This window comes from Actinomycetospora sp. CA-084318 (assembly GCF_050955885.1).
Taxonomy (GTDB): domain Bacteria; phylum Actinomycetota; class Actinomycetes; order Mycobacteriales; family Pseudonocardiaceae; genus Actinomycetospora.
Window position 1 is genome coordinate 2,974,788 of sequence record NZ_CP192098.1, and the last position, 16,622, is coordinate 2,991,409.

The 16,622-nt window shown below is 74.4% G+C and carries 16 protein-coding genes; 10 read left to right on the top strand and 6 right to left on the bottom strand.

Translation table 11 applies throughout. The annotated features are described in order from the left end of the window. Positions 1-30: 30 nt before the first annotated feature. From ACQPYX_RS14445 to ACQPYX_RS14465, 5 genes are read left to right on the top strand one after another with little or no spacing between them, the layout of a single operon-like run. A complete protein-coding gene (locus ACQPYX_RS14445; protein WP_433803582.1) occupies positions 31-297 on the top strand; it encodes a sarcosine oxidase subunit delta in 267 nt (88 codons plus the stop codon). Then, a complete protein-coding gene (locus ACQPYX_RS14450; protein ID WP_433803583.1) occupies positions 294-3,059 on the top strand; it encodes an FAD-dependent oxidoreductase in 2,766 nt (921 codons plus the stop codon). The genes ACQPYX_RS14445 and ACQPYX_RS14450 overlap by 4 nt, the downstream gene beginning before the upstream one ends. Then, positions 3,052-3,630, top strand: a complete 579-nt coding sequence (locus tag ACQPYX_RS14455) for a sarcosine oxidase subunit gamma (RefSeq protein ID WP_230753245.1) — start codon at positions 3,052-3,054, stop codon at positions 3,628-3,630. Before ACQPYX_RS14450 ends, ACQPYX_RS14455 begins: the two co-directional genes overlap by 8 nt. A 25-nt stretch (positions 3,631-3,655) precedes the next feature. Next, entirely contained in the window at positions 3,656-6,127 is a 2,472-nt protein-coding gene (locus tag ACQPYX_RS14460; RefSeq protein ID WP_433803584.1) for a GcvT family protein, read from the top strand. A 27-nt stretch (positions 6,128-6,154) separates the two neighbouring features. Continuing rightward, positions 6,155-6,655: a cyclodeaminase/cyclohydrolase family protein gene (locus tag ACQPYX_RS14465; RefSeq protein WP_230753249.1), complete on the top strand. Its 501-nt coding sequence runs from the start codon at positions 6,155-6,157 to the stop codon at positions 6,653-6,655. On the opposite strand, the gene ACQPYX_RS14470 is transcribed toward ACQPYX_RS14465, so the two are convergent. Beyond that, positions 6,648-7,316, bottom strand: a complete 669-nt coding sequence (locus ACQPYX_RS14470; RefSeq protein ID WP_230753251.1) for a GntR family transcriptional regulator — start codon at positions 7,314-7,316, stop codon at positions 6,648-6,650. The genes ACQPYX_RS14465 and ACQPYX_RS14470 overlap by 8 nt on opposite strands. Positions 7,317-7,413: 97 nt before the next feature. Between ACQPYX_RS14470 and ACQPYX_RS14475 the strand changes: the two genes are divergently transcribed. Beyond that, positions 7,414-8,787: an L-serine ammonia-lyase gene (locus ACQPYX_RS14475; protein WP_433803585.1), complete on the top strand. Its 1,374-nt coding sequence runs from the start codon at positions 7,414-7,416 to the stop codon at positions 8,785-8,787. A 10-nt stretch (positions 8,788-8,797) separates the two neighbouring features. Continuing rightward, positions 8,798-9,646: a formyltetrahydrofolate deformylase gene (gene purU, locus ACQPYX_RS14480; protein WP_433803586.1), complete on the top strand. Its 849-nt coding sequence runs from the start codon at positions 8,798-8,800 to the stop codon at positions 9,644-9,646. 187 nt (positions 9,647-9,833) lie between these two features. Here the strand turns inward: purU and ACQPYX_RS14485 are convergent, their stop codons facing one another. Together ACQPYX_RS14485 and ACQPYX_RS14490 are read right to left on the bottom strand one after the other, a co-directional pair. After that, a complete protein-coding gene (locus ACQPYX_RS14485; RefSeq protein ID WP_230753259.1) occupies positions 9,834-10,022 on the bottom strand; it encodes a hypothetical protein in 189 nt (62 codons plus the stop codon). Between the two features lie 41 nt (positions 10,023-10,063). Then, entirely contained in the window at positions 10,064-11,209 is a 1,146-nt protein-coding gene (locus ACQPYX_RS14490) for an aromatic ring-hydroxylating oxygenase subunit alpha (protein WP_230753261.1), read from the bottom strand. Positions 11,210-11,536: 327 nt separating this feature from the next. Between ACQPYX_RS14490 and ACQPYX_RS14495 the strand changes: the two genes are divergently transcribed. Further along, on the top strand, positions 11,537-12,718 hold the full coding sequence (locus ACQPYX_RS14495) for an NAD(P)/FAD-dependent oxidoreductase (protein WP_433803587.1): 1,182 nt from the start codon (positions 11,537-11,539) through the stop codon (positions 12,716-12,718). A 13-nt stretch (positions 12,719-12,731) separates the two neighbouring features. On the opposite strand, the gene ACQPYX_RS14500 is transcribed toward ACQPYX_RS14495, so the two are convergent. Continuing rightward, on the bottom strand, positions 12,732-14,168 hold the full coding sequence (locus ACQPYX_RS14500; RefSeq protein WP_433803588.1) for an MFS transporter: 1,437 nt from the start codon (positions 14,166-14,168) through the stop codon (positions 12,732-12,734). 233 nt (positions 14,169-14,401) lie between these two features. Here ACQPYX_RS14500 and ACQPYX_RS14505 point away from each other — a divergent pair, with 233 nt between their 5' ends. Both ACQPYX_RS14505 and ACQPYX_RS14510 read left to right on the top strand, forming a co-directional pair. Continuing rightward, complete coding sequence (locus ACQPYX_RS14505; protein ID WP_230753267.1) at positions 14,402-14,737, top strand: bifunctional 3-phenylpropionate/cinnamic acid dioxygenase ferredoxin subunit; 336 nt, start codon at positions 14,402-14,404, stop codon at positions 14,735-14,737. Positions 14,738-14,774: 37 nt separating this feature from the next. Further along, entirely contained in the window at positions 14,775-15,632 is an 858-nt protein-coding gene (locus tag ACQPYX_RS14510) for a DUF2127 domain-containing protein (protein WP_433803589.1), read from the top strand. Positions 15,633-15,648: 16 nt separating this feature from the next. On the opposite strand, the gene ACQPYX_RS14515 is transcribed toward ACQPYX_RS14510, so the two are convergent. Together ACQPYX_RS14515 and ACQPYX_RS14520 are read right to left on the bottom strand one after the other, a co-directional pair. Then, entirely contained in the window at positions 15,649-16,371 is a 723-nt protein-coding gene (locus tag ACQPYX_RS14515; protein WP_433803722.1) for a TetR family transcriptional regulator, read from the bottom strand. Positions 16,372-16,399: 28 nt separating this feature from the next. Next, positions 16,400-16,603, bottom strand: coding sequence for a hypothetical protein (locus tag ACQPYX_RS14520; protein WP_433803590.1), 204 nt, complete (start codon positions 16,601-16,603; stop codon positions 16,400-16,402). Positions 16,604-16,622 lie beyond the last annotated feature (19 nt).

Genomic DNA, 16,622 nt, shown 5'->3' on the forward strand with positions numbered 1-16,622 from the left:
CCACCACCCGCACCGACCCCGGAGACCCCCGTGCAACTCATCACCTGCCCCTGGTGCGGGCCCCGCGAGGAGACCGAGTTCCGCTACGGCGGCCAGGCCGACCTCGCCTACCCGGCCGACCCGTCCGACCTCGACGACGAGCAGTGGGCCCGGTTCGTGTTCTTCCGCGACAACCCGGAGGGCGCCTTCGCGGAGCGCTGGTGCCACGACGCCGGGTGCCGCCGCTGGCTGCGCGCCGTCCGCGACACCCGCACCTACGTCTTCGCCGAGACGCGTCCGTACGGGAGGACCGCATGACCCGCGTGGCCGGCTACGGCCGCATCGACCGCGCCCGGACCCTGTCCTTCACCTTCGACGGGGTCGTCCGCACCGCCCACCCCGGCGACACGCTCGCCTCCGCGCTGCTCGCCCACGGCGTCACCACGCTCGGCACGAGCGTCCGGCTCGGCCGTCCCCGCGGCGTCCTGGGCTCGTGGACCGAGGACCCCTGCGGCCTCGTCCAGATCGAGGAGCCGTTCCCCGAGCCGATGCTGCTCGCCACGACAGTCGACGTCGTCGACGGTCTCGTCGCCCGCGGGGTGCCCGGGCGGGGTCGCCTGGCCGAGGTCGCCGACACCGCCCGCTACGACCACCGCCACCTCCACTGCGACGTGCTCGTCGTCGGGGCGGGCCCGGCCGGTCTCGTCGCCGCCCGCGAGGCGGCCCGCGCCGGGCAGGACGTCGTGCTCGTCGACGACCGTCCCACCCCGGGCGGCACCCTCACCGGCACCGAGATGATCGACGGGCGCCCGGCGCTCGAGTTCGTCGACGCCGTTGCCGCCGAGCTCGCGGCGGCCCCGCACGTCATCCACCTGCAGGCCACCACGGCCTTCGGGCACTACGACGACGGCTTCGTGCTCGCCCTCGAGCGGTGCGGGGAGGGGAGCGACCCGCGGCAGCGGGTGCACCGCATCCGGGCCGGCCGGGTCGTCGTCGCGGCGGGCGCCTTCGAGCGCCCGATCGTGTTCGAGGACGCCGACCGCCCCGGCGTGATGCTCGCGTCCGCGGCCCGCGACCTGCTGCACCGCCACGGCGTGCTCGCCGGCCGCGAGGTCGTCGTGTTCACCGTCGACGACTCCGCGTACGCGGCGGCGCTGGACCTGCACCGGGCGGGCGCCGCGGTCCGGGTGGTCGACGCCCGCGCCGAGGCCCCGGCGGGCTGGGCGCGGCGCTGCGCCGACGCCGGCATCGTCGTCGAGGCCGGCACCGACGTCCGCGGCACGCTCGGCGACGACCGGGTCCGTGCCGCGCTCGTCGGGGAGGCCCGGCGCGAGGTGCCCTGCGACCTCCTGCTCGTCAGCGGTGGGTGGAACCCCACCGCGCACCTGTTCGGCCACGTCGGCGGGCGCCTCGCGTTCGACGACGAGCTGGTCGGCTTCCGGCCCGCCGGCGACCTGCCGGGCACCGCCGTCGTCGGCGCCGCCCACGGCACCTACGCCCTCGCCGACGTCCTGCGCGAGGGCGCCGCGGCCACCGGATCGGCCGCGGACGCCCCGCACGCCGAGCCGGAGGAGATCACGCCGCGCGGCACGCTCTGGCGCACGCCGGGCGACCCGGCCCGCCAGTTCGTCGACATCGCCCGCGACGCGACCGTCGCCGACATCGCCCGCGCCGTGGGCGCCGGGATGACCTCGGTCGAGCACGTCAAGCGGTACACCACGATCGGCACCGCGCACGACCAGGGCAAGACCTCCGGCATCCTGGCCTCCGGCATCACCGCCGAGCTGCTGGGCCGCCCCGTGGGTGCCCTCGGCACGACGACGTTCCGCCCGCCGTACACGCCGGTCCCGTTCGCCGCCCTGGCCGGGCGCGACCGCGGCGACCTGTACGACCCGGTCCGCACCACCCCGGTGCACGACCGGCACGTCGCCCTCGGCGCCGAGTTCGAGGACGTCGGGCAGTGGAAGCGCGCCCGGCACTACCCGCGGCCCGGCGAGGACATGGCCGCCGCCGTGCTCCGCGAGTGCGCGGCGGTGCGGGGGGCGGTCGGCATGATGGACGGCTCGACGCTGGGCAAGATCGACGTCCGCGGTCCGGACGCCGGGGTGCTGCTCGACCACCTCTACACGAACCTGATGAGCACCCTGAAGGTCGGCCGCGTGCGCTACGGCGTGATGTGCGGCAACGACGGCATGGTGTTCGACGACGGCACCGTGCTCCGGCTCGCCGAGGACCGCTTCCTCGTCACGACGACGACGGGCAACGCCGCCCACGTCCTCGACTGGATGGAGGAGTGGGTCCAGACCGAGTGGCCCGAGCTGCGCGTGCGGCTGACCTCGGTCACCGAGCAGTGGTCGATCCTCGCGGTCGCCGGCCCCCGGTCCCGCGACGTGATCGGGCGGGTGTTCGCCGACGTCGACGTCTCGAACGACGCCTTCGGCTTCATGACCTGGCAGGACACCGAGCTCGACGGGGTGCCGGTGCGCCTCGCGCGCATCTCGTTCTCGGGTGAGCTCGCCTTCGAGGTCAGCGTCGCCTCCTGGCACGCCGCCGACCTCTGGGACCGGCTCCTGGCCGCCGGCGAGCCGTGGGGGATCACGCCCTACGGCACCGAGACGATGCACGTGCTCCGGGCCGAGAAGGGCTACCCGATCATCGGGCAGGACACCGACGGCACCGTCACCCCGCACGACCTCGGCATGGCGTGGGCGGTGTCGAAGAAGAAGACCGACTTCGTCGGGAAGCGGTCCTTCGCCCGCCCCCTCAACGCCGACCCGCAGCGCAAGCACCTGGTGTCCCTGCTGCCCACCGACGCGGCGACGATGCTGCCGGAGGGCTCGCAGATCGTCGATCTTCCCGACGACGGCCTCCTACCGCCGCCGCCCGTGGCGATGCTCGGCCACGTCACCTCGAGCTACCGCAGCGCCGAGCTCGGCCGCCCGTTCGCGCTCGCCCTCGTCCGCGGCGGACGCGACCGCGTCGGCGAGGTCGTGGCCGTCCCCGTCGGCGACCAGCTCGTGGCCGTGGAGATCGGCGACACCGTCCTGGTCGACCCCGAAGGAGCCCGCCGTGATGGCTGACACCAGCGTCCTCACCCGACGCCACCCGCTGGAGAGCCGGCGGGCCGCGCTCGAGGCCCTCGTCGGCGACCCGGCGATCACCCTCGAACCGCTGGTCAGCGCCGTCGACCTGCGCGTCGACCCGGACGGCGGGGCGCTCGACGCCCTCGCCGCGGCGCTCGGCGGCCCACTGCCGACCGCCGTGGACACCTGGACCGGGATCGGCGACGGCGAGGCCCTGCGCCTCGGCCCCGACGAGTGGCTGCTCACCAGCGCGGGCACGGACCCGCACCGCTGGGAGGACCGGGTCGACTCCCTGGCCGCCCCGTTCGGCGGCATGGCCGTGGACGTCTCGGCCCAGCGCGTCGCGCTGCGGCTGCACGGCGCGCACGCCCGCGAGCTGCTCGCCTCGGGCTGCTCGATCGACCTGCGCCCGGGCCGGTTCGGCCGCGGCCGGTGCGCGCAGACCCTGTTCGGCCAGGCGCCCGTCCTGCTCGTCGCCCACGCCGACGACGACCTGCACCTGTTCGTCCGCAGCTCCTTCTCCGGCTACGTCGCCGACCGCCTCGTCGACGCCGCCGCGCTCCGCTGATCCGCCCGACCTGAAGAGGGACGCCATGAGCACCACCCCCCGCGTCGTCGTCATCGGCGCCGGCATCGTCGGCGCCAACCTCGCCGACGAGCTGACCGAGCGCGGCTGGACCGACGTCACCGTCCTCGACCAGGGACCGCTGCCCCTGGCCGGCGGGTCCACCTCGCACGCCCCCGGCCTGGTCTTCGCCACCAACGCGTCGAAGACCATGACCGAGTTCGCCACCTACACCAAGCAGAAGCTCTCGACGCTGGACGTCGACGGGGCCTGGTGCTTCAACCCGGTCGGCGGCCTCGAGCTCGCGACGACCCCCGAGCGGCTCGCCGACCTGCACCGTAAGCAGGGGTGGGCCACCTCCTGGGGGGTGCAGGCCGAGGTCGTCGACACCGCGCGCTGCCTCGAGCTGCACCCGCTGATCGACCCCGAGCTCGTCCTCGGCGGCCTGCACACCCCCACCGACGGGTTGGCGAAGGCCTCGCGCACGGTCACCGCCCTCATCCGGCGCGCGCAGGCGCGGGGCGCGGTCTTCCGCGGGTCCACTCGGGTCACGGGCGTCTCGCAGCAGGGCGGGCGGGTGACGGGGGTGCAGACCGACGCCGGCGAGGTGCCGGCGGACGTCGTGGTGTCCTGCGGCGGGTTCTGGGGCCGGGCGCTCGGCGAGCTCGTCGGGATGCGGGTGCCGCTGCTCCCGCTCGCCCACCAGTACGTCTACACCGGCCAGGTCCCCGCGCTCGTCGGGCGCAACGACGCCGACGTCGAGGCGCGGCTGCCGATCCTGCGCCACCAGGACCAGGACCTCTACTTCCGCGAGCACGACGACCGCCTGGGCATCGGCTCCTACGCCCACCGGCCGATGCCGGTGTCGCTGGACGAGCTGCCCGACGTCGGGGTCGACGTCAGCGAGTCCCGGCAGCCGTCGATGCTGCCGTTCACCGAGGAGGACTTCGCCCCGCAGTGGGAGCACAGCCAGGCGCTGCTGCCCTCGCTGCGCGACTCGAAGGTCGACCACGGCTTCAACGGCATCTTCTCCTTCACCCCCGACGGCGGGCCGCTGATCGGGGAGTCCCGCGACGTCGCCGGCTTCTGGATCGCCGAGGCGGTGTGGGTGACGCACTCCGCGGGCGTCGCGCGCAGCGTCGCGCAGCTGCTCGTCGACGGGCGCAGCGAGACCGAGCTGCACGGCTGCTCGGTGCACCGCTTCGAGGAGTTCGAGACGACCGACGAGTTCGTCTCCGAGACCGCCCAGCAGAACTTCGTCGAGATCTACGACATCGTGCACCCGCTGCAGCCGCGGCTCTCGCCGCGTGACGTCAGGGTCAGCCCCTTCCACACGCGCCAGAAGGAACTCGGCGCGGTGTTCCTCCAGGCCCACGGCTGGGAACGGCCGCACTGGTACGAGGCCAACGCGCCGCTGGTCGCCGAGCTGCCGGCCGAGTGGGCACCGCCGCAGCGCGACCCGTGGGCAGCGCGCTTCCACTCGCCGATCGCCGCGGTCGAGGCGTGGAGGACGCGCACCGCCGTCGCGATGTACGACATGACGCCGCTGACCCGCGTCGAGGTCAGCGGACCCGGCGCCGTGGCGATGCTCGACCACGTCACCACCGGGAAGATGGACAAGTCGGTCGGGTCGGTGACCTACACGCTCGCCCTCGACGCGGCGGGCGGGGTCCGCAGCGACCTCACCGTCGCCCGGCTCGGGGCCGAGGAGTTCCAGGTCGGCGCGAACGGCCCGCTCGACGTCGAGTACCTGCAGCGCGTCGCGGCCGACCACCCGGGCGTCCGGGTCCGCGACGTCACCGGCGGGACCTGCTGCATCGGCGTCTGGGGCCCGCTGGCCCGCGACCTCGTCCAGCCGCTGACGTCGGCCGACCTCTCGCACGAGGGCCTGAAGTACTTCCGGTCGGTCCGCGCGACGATCGCCGGGGTGCCCGTCGTCGCCATGCGCCTGTCCTACGTCGGCGAGCTCGGGTGGGAGATCTACACGAGCGCCGAGTACGGGCAGCGGCTCTGGGACGCGCTCTGGGCGGCCGGGCAGCCGCTCGGTGTGATCGCGGCCGGCCGCGCCGCCTTCAACAGCCTGCGCCTGGAGAAGGGCTACCGCAGCTGGGGCACGGACATGACCACGGAGCACGACCCGTACGAGGCCGGGGTCGGTTTCGCGGTCCGGCCGCAGACCAAGGGCGACTTCGTCGGCCGCGCAGCGCTCGAGGGACGCGGGCCGGACACCGTGCGGCGCCGGCTCACCTGCCTCACCGTCGACGACGGCCGCAGCGTCGTCCTCGGCCACGAGCCGGTGTCCGTCGACGGCGAGCCCGCCGGCTACGTGACCTCGGCGGCCTTCGGGCACACGATCGGCCGACCGATCGCCTACGCCTGGCTGCCCGCGGGGCTCGTGTCGGGCGACGCGGTCGACATCCGGTACTTCGGGGCGCCCGTGCGGGCCACGGTCGCCGCCGAGCCGCTCGTCGATCCCGAGATGACCCGCATCCGGCGCTGACCCGGACCCGCCGTCGAGAGGCCATCCGTGCGCAACCGGACCGTCGAGGGGTTCCTGGAGGACCTGGCGACGCGCGCCCCCGCCGCCGGCGGGGGCGCCGCCGCCGCGCTGCACGCCGCCCACGGGGCGGCGCTCGTCGCGCTGGCGGCGCGGCTGGGCGCGGGGGAGGGGCCCGACGAGGTCGCGGCGACGGTCCGGCGGCGCGCCGACGAGCTCCGGGGTTCGGCGCTGGAGCTGGTCGACGCGGCCGACCCGGTCCGCGTGGTCACCCTCGTCGGGCAGGTCCTCGCCCTGGCGGAGACGCTGCGTCCGGTGGCCCGGCGGGCGGTGCTCGGCGATGTCGCGGCCGCCGCCGAGGTGCTGCGCGCGGCGGCCGGCACCGCGCGCGTGCGGATCGAGGCGGCCCTGCCGGGCGTCACCGACGCGGCCGAGCGCGCGGACCTGCTCGAGGTCGCCGACCACGTCGACGACCTCGTGCTGCGGGCGGCCAAGGTGACGGCCGCCGTGCGGGAGCAGCTGGTCAGATGACCGCGCGGACCGCCTTCTCGAAGCCCTGCACGTGCTGCCGGGCCCGGCGGGCGGCACCGTCGCCGTCCCCGTCGGCGATGGTGCGCAGGAGGCCGGCGTGCTCCTCGACGTGCGAGACGAAGTCCGGCATGCGGTCGAGGAACAGGCAGAAGATGCGGGTCGCGAGGTTGTCGTAGCGCACGAGGGTGTCCTCGAGGTGCGGGTTCCCCGCCGCGCGGTAGATCGCGCGGTGCACCCGCAGGTCCCACCGCATCAGCTCGTCGCGGGTCAGGGTCGGCACGTCGAGGCGCTCGGTCGCGTCGGCGAGCTCGCGCAGCTCGTCCCGGAGGTCCGCGCTGCTGCCGTCCGCGGCCCGACGGGCGGCCAGGGGCTCGAGCTGGACCCGGATCTCGGAGATGTAGGCGAGGTCGGTGATGTCGACGGCCGTGGCGAAGGTGCCCCGGCGGGCGTACGAGACGACGAGCCGGTCCACCTCGAGCCGCTTCAACGCCTCGCGCACCGGAGTGCGGCCGACCCCGAGGGAGGCGACGAGGCCGACCTCGTCGATCGGGGACATCGGGGGGATGTCCAGCATGATCAGCTTGTCCTGGATGGCGGCGTAGGCCTGCTCGGACAGCGACAGCGGGCCACGCGTGGTCGGCGCTTCCGGGAGAGCGGTCACCCGCTGATCATACCCCGTCGTCGCGAAGTCTTCACCTCGCTGCCGAAGACTAATATACTAGTTGGGTACGAAGTCGCCCGGCGGGTGGGAGCCCCTGATGAGCATCTCGGTGTTCGACCTGTTCACGGTGGGGATCGGGCCGTCCTCCTCGCACACCGTCGGGCCGATGCGCGCGGCGTTCCTGTTCGCCACCCGGCTCCGCGAGTCCGGGGCGCTGGCGCGGGTCGGGCGCGTGCGGTGCGAGCTGTACGGCTCCCTCGGGGCCACCGGCCACGGGCACGGCAGCGTGCCCGCCGTCGTCCTCGGTCTGCTCGGGGAGCAGCCGCACCTGGTCGACCCGGCCGCGACCGGTCCGCTCGTCGAGGCGGTGCGGGCCGACGCCTCCCTCCTGCTCGCGGGCAAGCACCCGATCGCCTTCGACGTCGACGACGACGTCGTCCTGCACCGCCGGGCGACGCTGCCGTTCCACAGCAACGGCATGGTCTTCACCGCCCACGACGACGACGGTGCGCTCGTCGAGCGCCGCGAGTACTACTCGGTCGGCGGCGGCTTCGTCGTCGACGAGGACGAGACCGGCCGGCCGGTGCTGCGCGAGGCGCAGGTCCCCGTGCCGCACCCCTTCGCGAGCGGCGACGAACTCGTGGCGCGGGCGAGTGCGGCCGGGCTGCGGATCAGCGACGTGATGCTCGCGAACGAGGCCGCGTACCGCCCGGAGGCGGAGACACGGGCCCGCCTGCTGCACCTCTGGGCCGTGATGCGGGAGTGCGTCGAGCGCGGCAGCACCGCCGAGGGCGTGCTGCCCGGCAGCCTGCGGGTGCGGCGCCGCGCCGCGGCGATGCGCCGGCGCCTCGAGCAGGACGCGGCCGCGGGCGCGGACACCCAGCCGACGGACCACGTCGCGCTGTGGGCGCTCGCGGTGAACGAGGAGAACGCCGCGGGCGGTCGGGTGGTCACCGCCCCGACCAACGGCGCGGCCGGCATCGTGCCCGCCGTCCTGCACCACGCCGCGGCGGTCCTGCCGGGGTTCTCCGACGACCACGTCGTGCGCTTCCTGCTCACCGCGGGCGCGATCGGCATGCTGTTCAAGCGCAACGCCTCGATCTCCGGCGCGGAGGTCGGCTGCCAGGGAGAGGTCGGGTCGGCCTGCTCGATGGCCGCGGCCGCCCTCGCGGAGCTGCTCGGGGGCACACCGGAGCAGGTGGAGAACGCCGCCGAGATCGGGATCGAGCACAACCTCGGGCTCACCTGCGACCCGGTGGGCGGCCTCGTCCAGATCCCGTGCATCGAGCGCAACGCGGTGGCGTCGGTCAAGGCCATCACCGCGGCCCGGATGGCCGTCCGCGGGGACGGCGCGCACCACGTGTCGCTCGACAAGGCCATCCGGACGATGCGCGAGACCGGGGCCGACATGAAGGTCAAGTACAAGGAGACGGCCCGCGGGGGTCTCGCCCTCACCGTGGTCGAGTGCTGAGGAGGCGAACGTGAGCGAGACCCTGACCCTCACCCTGAGCTGCCCGAACCGCAGCGGCATCGTGCACGCCGTGTCGCGGCACCTCGCCGCGCGGGGCTGCGACATCGTGGAGCACCAGCAGTTCGACGACGCGGTGCGTCGGCGGCTCTTCCTGCGCACGGCGATCGCGGTGCCCGACGGCACCGGGGTGGACGAGGTCGCCGACGGCTTCGTCGAGGTCGCCACGGAGTTCGGGATGGAGTACGAGTTCCACCCGGCGCGGGACGTCCGCGTGCTCGTCATGGTGTCGAAGCTCGGGCACTGCCTGAACGACCTGATCTTCCGGTGGCGCTCCGGCGGGCTGTCGGCGGAGCTCGTCGGGGTGGTGTCCAACCACGAGGACCTGCGCCCGATGGCCGAGGCGGCGGGGCTGCCGTTCGTGCACCTGCCGGTGACGCCCGCGACGAAGGCCGACGCGGAGGCCGAGCTGCTCGCCGTGGTCGACCGGTTCGACGCGGAGCTCGTGGTGCTCGCGCGCTACATGCAGATCCTCTCCGACGCGACGTGCACCGCGCTGCGCGGCCGGGCGATCAACATCCACCACTCGTTCCTGCCCGGCTTCAAGGGCGCGAAGCCCTACCACCAGGCCTACGACCGCGGTGTGAAGCTCGTCGGCGCCACCGCGCACTACGTGACCGCCGACCTCGACGAGGGCCCGATCATCGAGCAGGAGGTGATCCGGATCGACCACTCCTACGACCCGCACGCCCTGCAGCTGGTGGGCCGGGACGCCGAGGCGCTCGCGCTCTCGCGCGCCGTGCGCTGGCACTGCCAGCACCGGGTCCTGCTCGACGGGCACAGCACCGTCGTCCTGCGCTGACTCGGGGCGTCGGTCGAGCTCCCGGGTCGGGCTCGGCCGGCGCTCGTGCCGGGGCGCGAGAGGGACACCAGGCATCCCGACGAGGCGCGCGGCCTGCCTCACGTACACCTCGCGGCATGGGCGGGAGTGGTGCGGGCGCGCCGATGCGGGGCCCGGCCGGTGGCCGGACCCCGCGAACGTGCGCTGCTCAGGCCCGGGCGTCGTCCTCGGCGTCGAGGGCGCGCGCGAGGTCGCGCAGCAGGAACGGCAGCCGGCCCGCGCAGCGCGGGCAGACGCAGTCGCTGCCGTGCACGGCGAGCTGGTCGGCGACCGCGAAGGCGTCGGCCAGCGGCTCGGGGGCGACCGGGTGCGGGGCGGGGTCGGGGTGGTGGGGCATGGCGGCTCGTCTCGGCGGAGGGGTGGGGGACGGGGGAACGGTCAGCCGATGCGCTCGCGCACCCAGTCGTGGAACTCGCCGATGTGGTGCTCGCTGGGCACCAGCACCCCGCCGCGGGCGTAGGAGCGCGAGTCCATCGACACCTGGCAGCGCTCGCAGGCGTCGAAGTCCTGCTGGTTGACGCGGTGGAAGAGCTCCACCGAGCGGTCCAGGTCGGCGCCCGAGTCGACGACCTCGGGGAGGTAGAGCCAGTCGCAGAGGACCAGGGTCCGGTCCGGCGCCAGCGGGAACATGCGGTGGAAGACCACGTGGTCGGGCACGAGGTTGACGAACACCTGCGGCCGGACGGTGATGGCGTAGTACCGACGGTCCTGCTCGGCGCCGACGCCGGGCAGCGGGGCGAGCCCGGCCGAACCGTCGACGGTGAAGCCCTGGACGTCCTCGCCGAACTCCGCGCCGTGGCCGACGAAGTACTGCGCGGCGAGGCCGTCGGCGAACTCGGGGAGCACCTCGGTGAGCTCGGGATGGATCGTCCCGCAGTGGTAGCACTCCATGAAGTTCTCGACGATCTGCTTCCAGTTCGCCCGCACGTCGTAGGAGATGCGGCGGCCGAGCTTCAGTCCGGCGACGTCGTAGCCGACGATCGCGTCCGGGGAGCCGAGCCGGGCGGTGACGTCGCCGATCACGGTGTCGGCGAACGACGGCGGCTCGTCGGCGAGGCAGACCCAGACGTAGCCGAGCCACTCGCGGACCGCGACGCGGTTCAGCCCGTAGGCCCGGCGGTCGATGTCCGGCATCGACGCGATGTTCGGCGCGGAGATCAGCTTGCCGTCGAGCCCGTAGGTCCACGCGTGATACGGGCACTGGAAGGACCGCCGGACGGAGCCCTTCTCCTCGGTACACAGCCGGGCACCGCGGTGGCGGCACACGTTGAGGTAGGCGTGCACGTCGCCGGTGCGCCCGCGCGCGACGATCACGCTCTCCCGGCCGACCTGCACGGTCTCGAAGTCCCCGGCGGTGGGGATGTCCGCCGCGAGGACCGCGCAGAACCAGCCCTCCTCGAGGATGAGGGCCTGTTCGGCGGCGAAGATCGTGGGGTCGGTGTAGTACCGCCCCGGCAGGGTCTCCCGCAGGCTCGCCGGGAGCTGGGGGTCGGCGATCGCGCCGACGTACTCGCCAGTGGTCATCGTACTGCTCCTCGATGTGGTGCCCGGCCGTGGCGAGCGGACCGTCGACGCCCGACACTTCGGACATCGACTCCCGCGTGTTGCGCTATGTTGAACACCATTGCTCATCGCGCAACGAAAACGGTCCACGGTCCGAACGACCCGTGTCAAGAGCCGGGCGGGTCCGGTCGCCGATCTCGCAATCCGAATCGCCGCTTGACAACGCCGAGGGCGTCTCCCACGGTCTGAGTTGCGCATGAAGGATCACGTGCGCGGAGAACGCAACAAGGGAACGGACCCGCGAGGGCCACGACGCCCGGCGGTCCTCTCGCGTACCGAGGAGCGCGCATGCAGACGATCGCCATCGTGGGGGCCTCCGTGGCCGGGGTGCGGTCCGCCCAGGCCCTGCGGTCGGCCGGGTTCGACGGCCGGCTCACGCTGCTCGGGGACGATCCGCACGCCCCCTACGACCGGCCGCCGCTGTCCAAGGCGTTCCTCGCCGGGACCACCGACGAGGCCGGGATCGCGCTCCTCGACGCCGAGGACCTCGCCGACCTCGACCTCGACCTGCGCCCCGGGGTCCGGGCGACGGCCCTCGACACCGCGGCGGGCGCGCTGCGCCTCGCCGACGGCACGGACCTCGCCGCGGACGGCGTCGTGCTCGCCACCGGCGGGTCCGCGCGGCGCCTTCCCGGGACGGCGGACCTGGCGGGCGTGCACACCCTGCGCACCCTCGACGACGCCCGGGCGCTGCGGGCCGAGCTGGTGCCCGGCGCCAGGGTCGTCGTCGTGGGCGGCGGGTTCATCGGGGCCGAGGTGGCCTCCACCTGCCGAGCCCTCGGGCTCGACGTCACGGTGCTCGACGGGCTCGCCACGCCACTGGCGCCGGTCCTCGGTCCCACCCTCGCCGCGTCCTGCGTCGCGCTGCACGCCGAGCACGGCACGACGCTGCACACCGGAGCCGCCGTCGACGGGTTCGCCACCGCCGCGACGGCCGACGGGACCCGGCGGGTCACCGGCGTGCGGCTGCGCGACGGGCGGGAGGTCCCGGCCGAGGTCGTCGTCGTGGGCGTCGGGATCACCCCGAACACCGCGTGGCTGCAGGGGTCGGGGGTCAAGGTGGACGACGGCGCCCGCACCGACGACGGCCTGGTCACCGACGTGCCCACCGTCGTGGCGGTCGGCGACGTCGCCCGCTGGACCCGCGGGACGTCCTCGCACCGCCACGAGCACTGGACGAGCGCGGGGGAGCAGGCGGAGGTCGCCGCGGCCAACCTGCTGGCCGGCAGCACGGTGCGGCGGGTCGCGCCCTCGGGCTACGTCTGGTCCGAGCAGTACGGGCGGATGCTCCAGCTCGCCGGGCACCCCGACCCCGGTGACGCGGTCGAGGTGCTGCACGGCGAGCCGGACGCCGGACGGTTCGTGGCCCGCTACCGCGGCGTCGACGGCACGACGACGGGCCTGTTCGGCCTGGGCGAGCCGCGGGCGTTCGGGCGGCTGCGGCGCTCCGAGCTGCCCCGCGCGCGCTGAGCGCCCGCCGGGGTCAGTCCCGGGGGTGCTCGAGGAAGACGCCGTCCGGGGAGCGCTCGGGCGGCGGCAGCTCCGCGCTCGAGGCGAGCGGACGGGCGCCCGCGAGGGGGCGCCCGGCGCTCTCCTCGAGGAACGCCACGCTGACGATGCCGACCACCCCGGCCCCGACGAGGAACCAGCCGGCCCAGTCCAGGTTCCCGGTCCACGTCGTGAGCGCCGCGATGGCGGTGGGGGAGGTGCCGGCGAAGACCGACACCGCGACGTTGAAGGTCAGCGCGAGGCCGCCGTAGCGCACCAGCGTCGGGAACACGGCGGGCAGCGTCGAGGGGGCGACGGCGGCGAAGCAGAGCAGGCACGTCCCCATCAGCAGCAGGCCGCCGACCTGGCCGGCGAGGCCCTGGCGGAGCAGCCAGACCGAGGGCAGCCCGGTGACCACCAGGGCGATGCTGCCCGCGAACAGGAGGGGCCGCCGGCCGATCCGGTCGCTGAGCCGACCGACGCCGGTGATCGCCAGGAGCATGAAGAGCATGACGGCCACCTGCAGCCCGGTGGCCCCGGCGGTGCCCGTCCCCGCCTCGCCGTACTCGACGAGCGTGCTGGTGAGGTAGGTCGGCACGTAGCTCGTCATCACGTAGTTCGCCACGTTCCAGGCGACGACGAGCCCGCCCGCGACCAGCACCCCGCGCCGGTAGCGCACCAGCACGATCGTCAGGGCCCGGCGCAGCGGCATCCCGGAGACGGCGGGGGAGCGGTCGAGGAGCTGGCGGAAGGCCGGGGTGTCCTCGAGGCGCAGGCGCAGGTAGATGCCGGTGATCCCGAGCGGCAGCGCGAGCATGAACGGGATGCGCCAGCCCCAGGCGAGCAGGGCCTCGTCGGGAAGGAGGGCGATGACGAGGGCGCTCGCCCCCGCCCCGAGCGTGTAGCCGGTCAGCGTGCCGAACTCCAGCCAGCTGCCGAAGAAGCCCCGCCGGCGGTCCGGGGCGTACTCGGCGATGAGGGTGAGGGCCCCGACGTACTCCCCGCCCGCCGAGAAGCCCTGCAGCATGCGGATGGCCAGGACGAGGATCGGTGCGGCGACGCCGATCGTCCCGTGGCCCGGCACGAGCCCGAGCAGCAGCGTGGCGGCCGCCATGAGCACGACGGTCGCGGAGAGGACCCTGGTGCGTCCGATCCGGTCGCCCAGCGGGCCGAAGACGAGGCCGCCCAGCGGGCGCATGACGAAGGCCGCGGCGAACGCCCCCAGGGTGTACACGGACGCCCAGGGCCCCGCGTCGGGGAAGAACACCCGGCTCAGCACCGTGCCCGCGAGGTAGGAGTAGAGGCCGAAGTCGTACCACTCCGCGACGTTGCCGACGGCGGCGGCGGCCGCGGCCCGACGCAGCACGTGCTCGCCCTCGACGGCCGGGGCGTGGGCCCCGCCCCGGTGCCACGGGGGCGGTGGGTCGATCATGCGGCTCCCCCGACGGGCACGAGACGGACACGGCCGTGCGCGGGCAGTGTGTCACCCGGATTGCGCACGGGTGTCCGGCACACTGACATATCAGTCGAGTACCAGCCGTGTCATCCAATGGCAACAGACGGACCGCGAATCGTTGCCCGGGCCTCTTGACGGCGGTTTCGCGAATCGTCACTCTCATGTTGCGGATGGCAGGACGCAGTGCGTAATACGCAACAGGAGACATCATGATCTACGTGGGTGAGCTCGCGGACATCCCCGACGGCGAGTCGGTGCGGGTCGAGGGGACGGTGGCGATCGCCGTCTTCCACGTCGAGGGCGAGTTCTTCGCCATCGACGACACCTGCACCCATCAGGACGCGTCGCTCTCCGACGGGTTCCTCGAGGGGTGCGCGGTCGAGTGCCCGCTGCACGCGGCGTGCTTCGACCTGCGCACCGGGCGCCCGGACGGGCCACCGGCGAAGAAGCCGGTCCGCACGCACGCCGTGTCCGTCGCCGACGGCCAGGTGTGGGTGCAGGAGACGGTGGGGGTCCCCGCCGCGGAGATGGCGCCCGCCGTCTGAGGTCGGGCCGCGCCCGCCGCGGTCCTACCATCACGGGGTGACGACGAAGGTCGTGGTGCCCCGTCCGCCCGGCACGGTCCCCCCGGCGCGGTTCCGACCGCGCTTCCACTACGAACTCATCACCTGCGGGCTCCGGGGGCACGCCCTGCTCGGGACCGACGCGGCCACCCTCGCCTCCGACGACGACGGGTTCGACGTCGGCCTGGTCGTCCGGGCGGGCGACGGGTGCCGCTGGCACCGCTGCCTGCGGTGCGACTCCTGGGTGCCCCTGCCCCCACCGGAGGCCCCCACGACCGACCGGCTGCCCGCGCGTCGCGAGGTCGACCTCCCGCTGCGCGGCCGGGCCCTGCGCGACCGCTTCGTCCTGCGCCTGATCGCGATCGACCGCCTGCTGCACTTCCTCGGTCTCGCCCTCGCCGCCGTGGCGGTGTTCGTCTTCCTCGCCGACCGCGAGGCCCTGCGCACGCCGTTCTTCGCCGTGCTCGACACGCTGCGGACCACCCTCGGGTTCGGCGACTCGCTGCGCGACGGCATCCTCGGCGAGCTGACCAGCGCCTTCACCGCGCAGGACCGGACCATCATCCTCGTCGGGACCGCCCTGGCCGCGTACGCCCTGCTGGAGGGCGTCGAGGCGATCGGGCTGTGGCGCGGCCGGCGGTGGGCGGAGTACCTCACGCTCGTCGCGACCTCGGTGCTGCTGATCCCCGAGATCTACGAACTGACGGTGCGGGTGACCCCGACGAAGGTGGTGGCCCTCGTCGTCAACGTCGCGGTCGTGATCTACCTGCTCGTCGCGAAGCGCCTGTTCGGCCTTCGTGGCGGGGCGAGGGCCGAACAGGACGCCCGCGCGGCCGACCAGGGCTGGGACGCCCTCGCCCGGACCGCACCGGCCTGACGCCCGCCGGGTCCGGTCAGGGCTCGCGGGAGGCCCGGTACCGCGCGCCGTCCGGACGGGGCCGGTCGTGCCAGCCCGAGTCCCGCCACCTCGCCGTCCACTCCGGCGAGGCCAGGATCGGCACGAGGCCCTCCCAGGACTCGGACATCCGCGTCCACAGGTCGTCCGGACCGTCGGCGACGCTGTGGTTGCCCGAGGCGACGGCGACCACCGCGCGGGCCGCGCGCACCGGGTCGACGCCGGGGGCGAGCAGACCGGCCGCCTCGGCCTGGCCCAGCCGTTCGGCCGTCGCGTGCTCCCAGCCGGAGAGCCACTCCAGGCGACGCTGCCGCAGGTCGGGCTCCGAGATCGCCCGGCTGATGCCGCGCACGAGCGGGTCGTACATCCAGCGGGCCACGTACGCGTCGGTCTCGAGCAGCAGCCGCCACATCGGGTCGACGCCGAGCCGCCCGATCTCCTCCACGAGCTGCAACCACGAGGCGCAGACCTCGACGAGCAACGCCTCCGCCAGGGCGTGCTTCGACTCGAAGTGGAAGTACAGCGCGCCCTTCGTGAGGCCGGCGAGGCCGAGGATGTCGCTCAGGGCGGCGCCGCTGTAGCCGTGGGTGTCGAACACGGTCGCGGCCGCGAGCAGCAGCCGGCGCCGGGTCCGGCGGGTGCGGTCGCCGACCTCCTCGTCGGCCCACGCGGACACGGGGACGGGCAGCTCCGGGACCGGCGGCGCGGACTCGGACGGCATCACGCGCGCATCGTACGACCACGGACGATCATGACCGTCGCAGGGCGTGGCGCGGGGTGTGCTCCTCCCGGGCGGCCGCGAGCAGGGCGAGCACGGTCCGCGCCGTCCCGGGCGTGGGGCGCCCGCGGCTGAACGACAGCATCGTCGGAGCGGTCCCGGCGCCGCGGTGGGCCCAGCGGTCGACCTCGTCGAAGATCGGGGTGGTCCGGAACGCGCCGAGGTCGGTGGACATGTCCGACGACGCTGCCAGC